We start from the raw sequence: 12,168 nt of genomic DNA, 5'->3' as shown, positions 1-12,168 counted from the left end.
GGAGGCGATGAAATTGGCCTTCTGGTTATTAATGAACCCGGAAAGTTGCCTTCCTGCCGAAAGAGTGCGATAAGAAATCCAATTATTGCAATATCGATTTTGTTTCTGCCATGCACCCGATGACCAGATGGCAATGTTATAATAGAGCTGGAGATTTAAGCGCTCGCGTCAAAAACTGAAGGAAGTTCATAAATATCAATAAATAGACATTTAAGGTAGACTGTTTAAGGAGAGATTTTTATTAGCTATTTATTTAATGTACCCGGAAAAAACAGCTGGAAGAGGTATTCTCTTTCGCTGCTCGTAATTATTATATCCATTGTGCTGGGAAGCCTCATATATGGGGTCCTGGGCATGATTGAGATGGGCATAAAGGGAACATTGCCTGCTTATTTGGCGGGTTCTTCAGATAAATTTATCGGTGTGAGCCCAACCAATGACCTGATTTACAGTAATATGATGAATGTGGTCTGGCTTGTGGGATTATGGTTCTCTGTAAAGGTAATTCACAAGCGTGATCTTCGGACACTTGTGACAAAACGGTCAAAGATAGACTGGAAGCAAGCCGCTTGGGGGTTTGGTGTATTCTTTGGTTTGATGATGGCTTTCCAAGTGCTCGATTTTATTGTTTTTCCAGGTGATACGGTTCTCAATGATTTTACTTGGGGTGCTTTCTTTTATTTGTTCTTGGTGGTCCTTTTATTGGTTCCAATCCAGACGACGGTAGAAGAGTTGTTCTTTAGGGGCTTCCTGCTGCAGTGGTTCGCCAAGAAGATTGCCAATCCTATTGTCTTATCCATCATAATGGCCGCCATATTCGGTTCTCTGCACTTTTGGAACCCGGAAATGGGCCGGTCGGCAGTATGGGTAGGGATGGATTATGTCTTCACAGGATTCATGCTTACCTGGATTGCGGTTAAAATGGGCAGCCTTGAGCTTTCCATCGGAGCCCATGCCGCCAATAATATGTTTTTGTTCTGGTTCATTTCAGATGATCAATCAGTAGGCGGGGAACTGCCGGCAATCTTTAGAGTAACAGATGTAAATCCGCTGCTTTCTTTTTTAATGACTACCGCCATTTTGATAATTTTTTATACATTATCACGGAGAAAATATTTAGCAGGGAAATAGATTAAGAAAAAATAACGAGATCAGTAGGCTGTGTTCATAAGGAAAGGGTAGACCCCGCAACGATATATGAAGATCTGAACTTTAGATCTAAATGTAGATGTTAGTGTAGGTACAGGCCCCATATGGGACAGCCTCGTTTCATTGTACATATGCAGAAAAGACAGAATCTTGTAGTTTATTGTAATCTTTGAAATGTAAATGTAATATTTCTATTACGTTTTTGTCAAAAATTGATGATATACTACCTTTAGTGGAAATAAATAGGCTTTTATTAGGTATATTTATAGAAGTTAACATCAATCAATCTAGCAGATTCGTCCTACGTACCTGGTTGCTTATGAGAATACAAGTAAAGATTTTGAATCCGGGAAGAAAACAAATCAAATGATCACGTGTCGAATTGCTGTATAAACCTGAATAAGATCGCTTTTTAATAAAATAGATACAGAGTTTGGCTTGGGGAGAAAGCGGGGAACGAGAGTGTTGAAAAGAAAGCTAATCGCATTAAATACTGCCATTATACTTGGAGCTGGAAGTGTTTTCGCCATTCCGGCCGTTAAAGCTGCACCGATTCATGAAATAAAGGACCGGGAGAACGATGTTGCCGGCAATCGAACAAAAATCAATGGAAAGATTGAGAATGCGAATCAGGAAATTGCTTTTCTCCAGGAAAAGAAGGACAAGCTAAATGTCCAAATCGGCCGCATTGGGAAGGCGATTGAAGATAATAAAATAAAGATTACAGAAACAAAAGGGAAAATCTCCGATACAAAGTCCGATATTGAGACTTTAAAGGAAGATGTTTCCAAATTGCAAGACAGAATCGAAAAGCGTAACGAAATCCTTAAAGACCGAGCCATCTCGTTTCAGGAAACCGGTGGGGATGTCAGCTATCTTGAGGTACTGCTAGGTTCCTCGAGTTTCCGGGATTTTGTCAATCGTGTAGGCGCAGTGGCAACGATTGTGGAAGCAGACCGTGAAATCGTTGAGCAGCACGAAGCCGACAAAGCTGAATTGGAAGAGAAGAAAGCAGAAGTCGAGAACAAGCTTTCCGACCTAACTGATAATAAGCTGGAACTTGAAGGTATGATGGCACAGATCAAAGACCAGCAAAAGCAGGCTAAAAACTTGAAGGCAGAGCTTACGGAGAAACAAAAGCTTGCGCTTGCATTGAAGGCAAATCTTCAACAAAAGGATGCCGTGCTCGCGGCCCAGCAAAAAAAGCTTCAAGAGGATATGAGGCTTGAAGCCAAGCGGCAGGCTGCCATTAAGGCGGCTGAAGAACGTGCCGCCAAGGCGAGATCAGTTGCATCAAAAAGCCCCATCAATAATTCACCGAGGGTATCGTATAAAGGATCCGGGGCGAGATCAATTGTAGTCAATGCGGGAAATAAATATATCGGAAACTCTGTCTATGTATTCGGTGGGGGAAGGACAGCCTCCGATATCGCAAATGGACGCTTCGATTGCTCGGCATTCACTTCTTGGGCATTTGCACAGGCAGGAATTAAATTGGGCGCCCATACCGATATTCAAAAGCATGCTGGACGCCAGATTACACTTAGCCAAGCACTTCCTGGCGACCTCGTATTCTTTGATACGTATAAAAAAGACGGGCATGTAGGCATTTATGTCGGAGGCGGCAAATTCATCGGATCCCAGAGTTCAACCGGAATCGCCATCGCAAACATGTCAAGCGGATATTATGCACAGAAGTTCAACGGACGCGTGGTGCGGATCATCGAATAATATTTGATGAATTATGAGACAGGGGGCTTTCCCTGTCTTTATTTTTTTATAGTTCCTAGTAAACTACTATTTCCTGCAATTGATTGTTTAAAGAGCATCTTAAAAGGAAAATATATAGGGAAGAAAAAAATCAAAAAAAGTGAAACTTTTTTGTGTTTGAATCGTATAAACTAATGCGGAAAACAAAATGCCAATCCAGAATGGAATGGCGATAGCTGGTGTAAGTATTTAAAAAAATTGGAGGAAATTATACTATGTTAAAAAAAATATTCGCAGCAGCAATCTTAATGTTCTCGATTGCCTTTACCCCTGTAGGAAGCGTTGTATTCGACGGCCATGATAATGTCGCAAGCGCTAAATCCTACAAATCCGGCAAGCGGGGCTTTAACAACAATAACCCGTCAAGTAATTTTCAAAACAGGCAGAATAACAATGTAAAACGATCTAATGACGGCTTTACAAAGTCAGTCCAAAAACGGGGCGGCTTTATGCGCGGTATGTTATTCGGCGGCCTGGCCGGGCTGATGCTGGGAGGCCTGTTAGGAAACCTGGGTGCTTTTGGTGCCGTTATCGGGTTTTTGATTAACTTTATTGCCATTATCGTACTAATTGCACTAATCCGCGGTGTATTCAGAATGCTGTCAAAAAATCGCAGACGCCAGGATGATAATCAATGGAGACGGTAATCATTCCTGAACAGGACATTATCAATGCGGTGTGCATTTATATCGCAGATAAAAAGCAACTCAAGCCCCAGGAAGTGGAAGTCGAATTAATGTTTGATGATGACTACGGGTTTTCTGCAGAGGTTTATGTCGCTGATCGAAAACAGGTGCTCATCACGCAAAACCTAATTGAAGCCCTTCGCGGATGGCTGGACCATGAGCTCCATATGAATCCATATTCAGGAATCGAGCTTGTTCTCGATGATGAAGAAGGGATTATAGCCCGCATAAAAGGCAATTAAAGCAGAAAAGGCAAATTCCCTAGTAGGGGAATTTGCCTTTTCTCTGGTTTGAACTGTATATCGTTTTCAAACAAAGTCTATGTTATCTGAACAAATTCAAAATTATATATTACAATAGGTTAAATCAACAAATTCAGATTTATATCAATAAGTACCAGGCAATATTCAACTAAGTCTTTTTATTGGATATAAAGGCTAATATTTGCCTCTAAATGGCCCGGCAAGCGTTTGTTTTCTATTTTTTTAGTAGATGCAGAACTAGAAAATGGAACGGGGATCCCTTCGTTTTGATCATAAAAAGGTTTCGGCGAGCAACTGGTATGAGTGTAATTTTGCCTCAAAATCGTAGATATTCGTGATGATCATAAATTCATCCGTTCGATATATTTCTTGCAGCAATGTTAGCTCTTCCTTTACTTTTTCCGGAGTTCCTATAACCGTCCTGCGGCGGTTATTCTGAATGATTCGTTTATCTTCATCACTGAGGAAGATATTTTTTGCTTCATCTACAGATGGAACTTGGGTATCTTCATTTTTCCCTACCCTCAATAGCCAAATATCCTGGCTTAATGCTAATTCCTCTGCTTGCTGCTGTGTCTCTGCACACACAACGAAGATGCACACATTCATTGTAGGTTGTGGTAATGTCGCGGAAGGCTGGAAGTGTATGAAATATTCATCAGCAGCCCTGCGTCCTTCTCCTGGTGAAATAAAATGGCCATATGTAAAGGCGGTACCGTTTTCCGCAGCTAACCGGGCACCGCGGTGGGAAACACCCAGTAGCCATAAGTCAGGGCTGGAATTTGTCAGCGGGGCTGCTTTTACATGTTCATATGGATGTCCGGCAGGCAGGGCATCATATAAAAAACCTTGCAAATCCCTCAATTGGCGCGGGAATTCATTCAAGCTTTTACGTATCGAGTCCGTCAGTGCCAGACGTGTTTCGGCAGCGCCGCCGGGCGAACGGCCAATCCCGAGGTCAATCCGCCCGGGAAAAAGCGCTTCAAGGGTCCGGAAGTTTTCCGCCACTTTATATGGGCTGTATTGGGGCAGAAGCACTCCACCTGAACCGACCCGGATTGTTTCTGTATGTGACGCTATATGGGAAATCAATATTTCAGGAGATGAGCTTGCCAATCCATTCGTGTTATGATGTTCAGCCACCCAGAAACGGGTGAAACCCAGCTGTTCGGCTGTCTTAGCCAGTTCCAATGTTTGCTGTAACGCGATATGGGCATTAGAACCTTTTGAGATAGGAGATTGATCGAGTACGCTTAGCTGCATGGTAAAACTCCTTCGCAGAATAAAGATAAGCCTAGTGTACCCTTTTTTCTAAGATTTTTAAAAAGACCAGCTTGCAGCATATAAAAAGGAAGCATCCAAAATCGTAAACTGGATTCTGTAAAGTAGACACTAAAAAACGACTTTAAAAGTATGTTTGTACAATAGAATGAAAACGGGTCGGGGGAATTTTATATGAGTAAAAAGATATTGGCAGAGAAAGAGATTAAATTGCCAGTAAATTATTGCCCACTATAGCATGTTTAAAGGAATGATTTTAAAGGAAATACTCATCTTATAGTATACTAATATACTAAAAAATTCCGTTGCTATCATTTTTATTTTATGTTACCTTTATTTTATCACTCTAATACATTAGCGAATTAAAGTGTATGAATACTCAAGTCAAAGGTGGTTTTTCTCAGTATGAAACGAATAGCTTCTATTATCCTGACCGTTTCAACGGCAGTGGCTCTCCTAGTAGGATGCTCCTCCAACAAACCAGGGGAGAACGAGCAAGATAAAACTTTAGTAATAGGGATCGACGATAAATTTGCACCCATGGGGTTCCGGGATGAAAATAACAAAATCGTTGGTTTCGACATCGATTATGCAAAAGCAGCTGCCGAAAAAATGGGAACAACGGTTAAATTCCAACCCATCGATTGGAAAACAAAAGAAACCGAGTTGAGCAGTGGGAGGATTGATCTTATTTGGAACGGGTACACAATTACCGATGAGCGTAAAGAAAAGGTTCTTTTCACTAAGCCTTATTTAAAAAATTCACAGGTGCTTGTCACTCTTGCAAAATCAAATCTTTCCAAACTCGATGACCTGGAAGGTAAAGAAGTAGGCCTTCAATCTCTTTCTTCTGCAGCCGATGCCTTAAATTCCCATCCAGTGAAATCTAAAATCAAGAAAGTCACCGAGTTTTCTGACAATGTACTGGCCCTAAGTGACCTGAAATCCGGCCGCGTGGATGCGGTGGTCATTGATGAGGTCGTAATTAAGTATTACATGTCCAAGGAAAAAGAAGCGTTTAAAATTCTTGATGAATCTCTTGCACCTGAAGAATATGGGGTAGGCGTAAAGAAAGGAAACGATGAACTCCTGGAGAAACTTCAAAAAGCTCTTGATGAGATGAATCAGGACGGAACTGCGTCTAAAATCTCGGAAAAATGGTTTGGCGAAGATAAAGTATTAAAGTAATAAAGTAATCGACTAAATAAAAATAAGAAAAACAGGGTTTCCCAGGGAAACCCTGTTTTTTGGGGGAATACATTCATGAGCTTTGAATATTTCAACACAATTCTTATGCCCATGCTGGAAGGTGCACAGATGACAGTCCTGTTGTTTTTGATTGCCATTCTTGTGTCGATCCCGCTGGGATTTCTATTAACTCTCATGGCAAGGAGCAGCATAAGGCCTGTAGCCTGGCTCGCCCAGATCTACATTTATGTGATGCGGGGCACTCCGCTGTTGCTCCAGCTCTTGTTTATATGTTTTGGGTTGCCGATGCTGCCTGTTATCGGAGAATATCTAGTAATGGACCGGTTTGTCGCAGCCTGTTTGGGCTTCATTTTGAATTATGCTGCGTATTTCGCAGAGATCTTCCGCGGGGGCCTATTGGCAATTGATAAAGGCCAATATGAGGCAGCGCAAGTTCTCGGTTTGAATAAATGGCAGACAATGACACGAGTGATACTGCCCCAAATGTTCAGGGTCGCACTACCCGCGGTTTCAAACGAATCGGTTACACTGGTCAAGGATACCGCACTGCTGTATGCTGTGGCGGTCCCGGAATTGCTGCATTATGCCCAGACTGCCGTGAACCGCGATTTTACCATCATGCCATTCCTATTCGCAGGCATCATATATCTGCTCATAACTCTCTTCCTGACAATTCTCTTCAAGTGGCTCGAAAAACGATTTAAATTTCAATAAGAAGGAGTGGTGAATGTGTCTATCATTGAAGTATCGAACCTGAAAAAATCCTATGAAAAACTGGATGTCCTAAAAGGAATCACTTTCAATGTCAATAAAAACGATGTCGTTGCCGTGGTCGGCCCCTCCGGCTCCGGAAAAAGCACGATGCTGCGAAGCCTTGTCCATCTGGAAGAAATAAGCGGCGGCAGCATCAGAGTATCCGGAGAGGATCTGGTTAAGGATGGGGTATACTCGAAACCGCAGGAGATCAAGCGGATCACCTCAAAGATGGGAATGGTATTTCAACACTTCAATCTTTTTCCGCACCTTACTGTCAAAGAAAATCTGGAACTTGCTCCCAGGATGGCAAGGAAGGAGGAGAACTCAGTCATCCAAAGACGAAGCACTGAGCTGTTGGAGAAGATTGGTCTCACTGACAAGGCAACGGCATACCCTGCAAATCTATCAGGAGGTCAAAAACAAAGAGTAGCCATTGCCAGGGCGCTCATGATGGGCCCTGAAATCCTTCTTTTTGATGAGCCCACTTCGGCCTTGGATCCGGAGTTGACAGGCGAAGTACTGCAAGTAATGAAGAAGCTGGCGGAAGATCAAATGACAATGATTGTTGTAACCCATGAGATGGGGTTCGCAAAAGAAGTGGCAAACCGGGCCATCTTCATGGACAATGGAGAGATCATTGAAACCGGCCATCCCGATGAGCTATTCACCAATCCAAAATTTGAACGGACAAGATCTTTCTTGATCCGTAGTTTAAAATAATTCGTGATATGCGACATCAATTCTATGAAGTGACGTATCATAGTGAAACATTGATTTCAATGCTGGCATAGCAAAGAGGCGTTTCAAGGTTGAAACGCCTCTTCACTTCCGAATCCAGATGTTCCATTCATTTTTCAGGGGCAAGAAATTTTCTTTGAACAAAGCGGTGTAAAAATCTAAAAAGAAGAATACTATACGCTTCTTTTAGATCGTCGACAATGTGACAGCCCAGTTCAAAACAAGGCTGTAATACTTATTTCCATTTATACGATTGATACTTTGCTCCGTTTTTATATTTTAAGCGGTCGTCATAAAATAGGTCGTCGCCAATATTGTCCCAATAGCGATGGCTGTATTTGTTCCGCTGCATTAACTTCCTTTTGCGGAGGGCCAGTAACTTTAATTTGAGATTTCTCATTCCATCACCTGTTTCTCAAACTTTACAATTATTATATGTACTAGGGAGTTTAAATGTTTGGGCAGGTTGTCAAGAGAAAGGGGGCTCGCAGGCAGTGTTCAGGATAATGTGCCGGTGGGCGGTTGACAATGAAAAACGCCATGTGCAAAGGGGAATACAATTTGCACATGGCCATCCAACAGTTCTTGAACAAAGCATCTGCCTTGTAATTAAAACGCCCAATTCCCATTCCGGAAAATCGGTTCAATGCTGCCATCTTCCTTAATGCCGTCGATGTCCATTTTCGGGGAACCAATCATGAAGTCGACATGTGTCAGGCTCTCGTTCAGTCCGTTTTCCGCCAATTCTTCCTGTGACATTTTTTTGCCGCCCTCAATACAGAAAGCATAAGCGCTGCCGATTGCAAGATGATTAGAAGCATTTTCATCGAACAAAGTGTTGAAGAATAATATATTCGATTGGGAAATCGGTGAATGATAGGGGACGAGTGCAACTTCTCCCAGGTAGTGGGACCCTTCATCCGTTTCCACCAATTGCTTTAGGATTTCTTCCCCTTCTTCTGCCTTAACGTTGACAATCCTTCCATTCTCAAAGGTAATAGAGAACTTGTCAATGATGTTTCCGGCATAGCTGAGAGGCATTGTGCTGGCTACCGTACCGTTTACGCCAGTTTTAACGGGAACCGTGAACACTTCCTCAGTTGGCATGTTCGCCATGAATTCATGGCCGTTTTCGTTAATGCTTCCAGCTCCAACCCAAATGTGCTTTTTTGGAAGTTCGATTGTCAAATCGGTCCCAGGTGCTTTGTAATGCAGCTTTTTATAATGTTTGGCATTTAAATAATTCACTTTTTCGTGAAGTGTTTCATCGTGTTCCTTCCAGGCTGCGACAGGGTTTTCCACATCCGCACGTGTCGCTTTAAAGATAGCTTCCCATAATTTATGTATTCTTTCTTCTTTCGGGGCATCAGGGAATACTTTATCGGCCCACCCTTGTGAAGGAACGGCAACAATGGTCCAGCTGACTTTATCTGATTGGATATACTGGCGGTATTGCTTAAGCGCCGTGCCGGAAGCCTTCTGCCAGTTTGCAATCCGCTCAGGGTTTACGCCTTTGAGAAGGTCAGGGCTTGAAGAAATGACAGACATAAACGCGGCACCCTGTTCTGCAAGCTCAATCATTTCCTTTGCGCGATGTTCAGGATATTCCTTGAATATGTCATCCGGTGCCAGATCAAACTTTGTCCTGTTTACAGTGTCGTCCGACCAGTTCACGATCACATTCCGCGCACCGATTTCATAGGCTTTCTTTACAATCAGCCTGACGAGCTCTGCACCTTCTAATGTTGTATTTATGACGAGCGTTTGCCCTTTTTGGACATTAACCCCCACCTTGATGGCAAGCTCTGCATATTTTTCCAAATTTGTTTGAAAGTTACTCATAGCATAGTCTCCTTTACCAAAATCTTCATTAATATTTTAGCTATTGTTCGTGAAAAAAGATACTTTTATGACCTTTTATTCAAACTTTCATAAAAAAGAGGGAGGGGCCTTAATTTCTCCAATTCCATATTATTAATGAGAAAGGAGAGCAATCATATAATTGCCCTCCAGCCAGGAATCTATTTTTTTAATACATCATGATCAACATAACGTTCACCATTTAGTTCACTGATGACATTAATCGCTACTTTTGCGCCGTCTCCCGCTGTAATGATGGTGTGGACACTTACACCGGCACAGGTGCCGGCAGCCCAAATGCCTTCTATGTTTGTTTTTCCTGCAGGGTCAGCATCGATGACTGTCTTGATTCTTGGTTCAGTTCCCGGCTTTGTATGTACACCGGCTTTATCTGCAAGTTCAACGGAAACGCCTGTTGTGAGAATGATGTGTTTGGCCTCGAAATCACCGTTTTCTGTAACGATTTTAAACCCTTCATTGCTTTTTTCAATATTCTCGGTTTTCGACTCTACTAGTTCTGCCCCAAATTTTTTCGCTTGTTGTTTTCCGGTTTCAATGAGATCGGGGCCGCTTACTTCTTCCAAACCATAATGGTTTTCAATCCATGCCCTCTTCGTCATGCTTTGGTCGCTGTCGAGCAGCAAAGTCTTTTTGCCTGCCTTCGCAGCAAAAAGGGCAGCACTGCCTCCTGCTGGACCTGCTCCGATGATTGCGATATCGTACATAAAAAAAACTCCTATTCTGAATTTTCATATTTATTTTATCAATTAAAGGGAGTAGGCACTAGTTTTGTGCTTGAACGATCATCATGGTACCTTTTTCGGTTAACGATAAAACCGGCCTTCCCAGGAAGGCCGACAGCATAGCTAATTATTTATCCAAATTTACCCAAACACTCTTTACTTCTGTATAGTTATTCAGTGCATAGGATCCCATTTCCCGGCCTAGACCTGAGGATTTATAGCCTCCGAACGGAGACGCTGCGTCAAAGGCATTGTAGCAGTTTACCCACACAGTGCCGGCTCGCAGTTTGCTTGCCACATAGTGGGCATTTGAAATATCACGCGTCCATAATCCGGCTGCCAGTCCGTATTCGCTGGCGTTGGCACGCCTGATCACTTCGTCGAGATCTTCAAACGGCATCGCGGCGATAACAGGACCGAAAATTTCTTCACGGGCGATCGCCATTTCATCTTTTACAGCTGCAAAGATGGTAGGGGATACGAAATAGCCATCATCCTGCGGCTTTCCGCCTCCTACAAGCACCTCGGCGCCTTCATTCAAGCCTTTTTCAATATAACCGAGGACACGGTCCTGCTGTTCTTGTGAAACAAGCGGCCCGATTTGCGTTTCCGGATTAAGCCCGGCGCCCTGCTTGATATTTTTCGCGTGGGATGCCATATCAGCCACAACATTGTCATAATGCTTCTTTTGGATGAAAACGCGGGAACCGGCACAGCATACCTGTCCCTGATTAAACATAACACCGCTCAGGGCGCCAGGGATTGCCTTTGATAAATCCGCATCCGGGAGAATGATATTCGGCGATTTTCCACCCAGTTCCAAGGTAACCCTCTTTAAGGTATTAGAGGCATTTCTCATGATGAGTTTTCCTACTTCAGTCGATCCGGTGAAGGCGACCTTGTCCACCAAATTGTGGTTAACCAGTGCGTCTCCAGCGGTCTCGCCGAACCCTGGAACGATATTGATGACCCCTTCAGGGAATCCTGCTTCTGCAATCAATTCTCCCAGATAAAGAGCTGACATCGGAGTTTGCTCGGCAGGCTTCAATACTACTGTACAGCCTGTAGCAAGGGCTGCGCCAAGCTTCCACATCGCCATCAGCAGAGGGAAGTTCCAAGGGATGATCTGCCCGACGACGCCGACAGCTTCATGCCTTGTGTAGTTAAAATAATTTCCGTTTACCGGAATAGTCTGGCCGACGATCTTTGTGGACCAGCCGGCATAATATCTCATATGTTCAATGGCCAGCGGGATGTCCGCATTGGACGTCTCACCAATCGGCTTCCCGTTATCCAACGTTTCCAATTGGGCTAATTCTTCTTTATTTTCTTCCATTAAATCGGCTAGCTTGTACATTAAACGGCTTCTTGCAGCAGCGCTCATTTTGGACCATGGGCCCTCATCGAAAGCCTTACGGGCGGCTTTTACGGCCAAATCGATATCTGCTTTATCCCCTTCGTATACCTCTGCAAGTGTCTGGCCTGTGGCCGGGTTTGGAGTAGCAAAAGTTTTTCCAGAAACACTTTCGACAAACGTCCCGTTAATAAAGAGCTTTTTGGGACCTTGCAGAAATTTTTGTAACTTTTCGCTGATTTCCAGTGTTAGATTTGCCATGAATACCCTCCTCGAATATTGGTGTTGGTATCTGTTCAAATCATGATGAAAGGCAAGAGCCGTAACCGTTTACGCTCTCCAAACCTATCATAAACAAA

Annotated in this window: 12 protein-coding genes; 7 read left to right on the top strand and 5 right to left on the bottom strand. The window is 43.2% G+C overall.

The genetic code is table 11. The annotated features are described in order from the left end of the window. Positions 1 to 354 precede the first annotated feature (354 nt). From D0466_RS00160 to D0466_RS00145, 4 genes are all read left to right on the top strand, one after another. Entirely contained in the window at positions 355 to 1,131 is a 777-nt protein-coding gene (locus D0466_RS00160; RefSeq protein WP_117320538.1) for a CPBP family intramembrane glutamic endopeptidase, read from the top strand. A 480-nt stretch (positions 1,132 to 1,611) separates the two neighbouring features. Then, the gene (locus D0466_RS00155) at positions 1,612 to 2,880 is read left to right on the top strand and encodes a coiled-coil domain-containing protein (protein ID WP_325048655.1); all 1,269 of its coding nucleotides are present in this window, start codon (positions 1,612 to 1,614) and stop codon (positions 2,878 to 2,880) included. A gap of 254 nt (positions 2,881 to 3,134) precedes the next feature. Next, positions 3,135 to 3,566: a hypothetical protein gene (locus D0466_RS00150; protein ID WP_117320537.1), complete on the top strand. Its 432-nt coding sequence runs from the start codon at positions 3,135 to 3,137 to the stop codon at positions 3,564 to 3,566. After that, the gene (locus tag D0466_RS00145) at positions 3,554 to 3,847 is read left to right on the top strand and encodes a YxcD family protein (RefSeq protein WP_117320536.1); all 294 of its coding nucleotides are present in this window, start codon (positions 3,554 to 3,556) and stop codon (positions 3,845 to 3,847) included. Before D0466_RS00150 ends, D0466_RS00145 begins: the two co-directional genes overlap by 13 nt. 291 nt (positions 3,848 to 4,138) lie before the next feature. Here the strand turns inward: D0466_RS00145 and D0466_RS00140 are convergent, their stop codons facing one another. Further along, positions 4,139 to 5,131 (bottom strand): LLM class flavin-dependent oxidoreductase, encoded by a 993-nt coding sequence (locus D0466_RS00140; protein ID WP_117320535.1) that lies wholly within the window; start codon positions 5,129 to 5,131, stop codon positions 4,139 to 4,141. A gap of 423 nt (positions 5,132 to 5,554) precedes the next feature. Here D0466_RS00140 and D0466_RS00135 point away from each other — a divergent pair, with 423 nt between their 5' ends. From D0466_RS00135 to D0466_RS00125, 3 genes are all read left to right on the top strand, one after another. Next, positions 5,555 to 6,337, top strand: a complete 783-nt coding sequence (locus D0466_RS00135; protein ID WP_117320534.1) for an amino acid ABC transporter substrate-binding protein — start codon at positions 5,555 to 5,557, stop codon at positions 6,335 to 6,337. Between the two features lie 75 nt (positions 6,338 to 6,412). After that, the gene (locus D0466_RS00130; protein WP_117320533.1) at positions 6,413 to 7,072 is read left to right on the top strand and encodes an amino acid ABC transporter permease; all 660 of its coding nucleotides are present in this window, start codon (positions 6,413 to 6,415) and stop codon (positions 7,070 to 7,072) included. A gap of 15 nt (positions 7,073 to 7,087) precedes the next feature. Next, positions 7,088 to 7,834 (top strand): amino acid ABC transporter ATP-binding protein, encoded by a 747-nt coding sequence (locus D0466_RS00125; RefSeq protein WP_117320532.1) that lies wholly within the window; start codon positions 7,088 to 7,090, stop codon positions 7,832 to 7,834. Between the two features lie 253 nt (positions 7,835 to 8,087). Here the strand turns inward: D0466_RS00125 and D0466_RS21980 are convergent, their stop codons facing one another. The 4 genes from D0466_RS21980 to D0466_RS00110 form a co-directional block, all read right to left on the bottom strand. Further along, positions 8,088 to 8,252, bottom strand: coding sequence for a hypothetical protein (locus D0466_RS21980; protein WP_158555760.1), 165 nt, complete (start codon positions 8,250 to 8,252; stop codon positions 8,088 to 8,090). A 209-nt stretch (positions 8,253 to 8,461) separates the two neighbouring features. Further along, on the bottom strand, positions 8,462 to 9,694 hold the full coding sequence (locus D0466_RS00120) for an aminopeptidase (RefSeq protein WP_117320531.1): 1,233 nt from the start codon (positions 9,692 to 9,694) through the stop codon (positions 8,462 to 8,464). 179 nt (positions 9,695 to 9,873) lie between these two features. Continuing rightward, the gene (locus D0466_RS00115) at positions 9,874 to 10,437 is read right to left on the bottom strand and encodes an FAD-dependent oxidoreductase (RefSeq protein WP_117320530.1); all 564 of its coding nucleotides are present in this window, start codon (positions 10,435 to 10,437) and stop codon (positions 9,874 to 9,876) included. A gap of 145 nt (positions 10,438 to 10,582) precedes the next feature. Next, positions 10,583 to 12,070 (bottom strand): aldehyde dehydrogenase family protein, encoded by a 1,488-nt coding sequence (locus D0466_RS00110; RefSeq protein WP_117320529.1) that lies wholly within the window; start codon positions 12,068 to 12,070, stop codon positions 10,583 to 10,585. Positions 12,071 to 12,168 lie beyond the last annotated feature (98 nt).

The sequence above is a fragment of the Peribacillus glennii genome (assembly GCF_003429105.1).
In the GTDB taxonomy this organism is placed as follows: Bacteria; Bacillota; Bacilli; order Bacillales; family DSM-1321; genus Peribacillus; species Peribacillus glennii.
Note: the sequence above shows the minus strand (reverse complement) of the source record. Positions and strands in the feature narration are given on the sequence as shown.

Bases quoted from the DNA above. Each gene is read 5' to 3' on its own strand.
- D0466_RS00160 (WP_117320538.1), top strand. From the start codon at position 355: ATGATTGAGATGGGCATAAAGGGAACATTGCCTGCTTATTTGGCGGGT.
- D0466_RS00150 (WP_117320537.1), top strand. From the start codon at position 3,135: ATGTTAAAAAAAATATTCGCAGCAGCAATCTTAATGTTCTCGATTGCC.
- D0466_RS00145 (WP_117320536.1), top strand. From the start codon at position 3,554: ATGGAGACGGTAATCATTCCTGAACAGGACATTATCAATGCGGTGTGC.
- D0466_RS00140 (WP_117320535.1), bottom strand. From the start codon at position 5,131: ATGCAGCTAAGCGTACTCGATCAATCTCCTATCTCAAAAGGTTCTAAT.
- D0466_RS00135 (WP_117320534.1), top strand. From the start codon at position 5,555: ATGAAACGAATAGCTTCTATTATCCTGACCGTTTCAACGGCAGTGGCT.
- D0466_RS00130 (WP_117320533.1), top strand. From the start codon at position 6,413: ATGAGCTTTGAATATTTCAACACAATTCTTATGCCCATGCTGGAAGGT.
- D0466_RS21980 (WP_158555760.1), bottom strand. From the start codon at position 8,252: ATGAGAAATCTCAAATTAAAGTTACTGGCCCTCCGCAAAAGGAAGTTA.
- D0466_RS00120 (WP_117320531.1), bottom strand. From the start codon at position 9,694: ATGAGTAACTTTCAAACAAATTTGGAAAAATATGCAGAGCTTGCCATC.
- D0466_RS00115 (WP_117320530.1), bottom strand. From the start codon at position 10,437: ATGTACGATATCGCAATCATCGGAGCAGGTCCAGCAGGAGGCAGTGCT.
- D0466_RS00110 (WP_117320529.1), bottom strand. From the start codon at position 12,070: ATGGCAAATCTAACACTGGAAATCAGCGAAAAGTTACAAAAATTTCTG.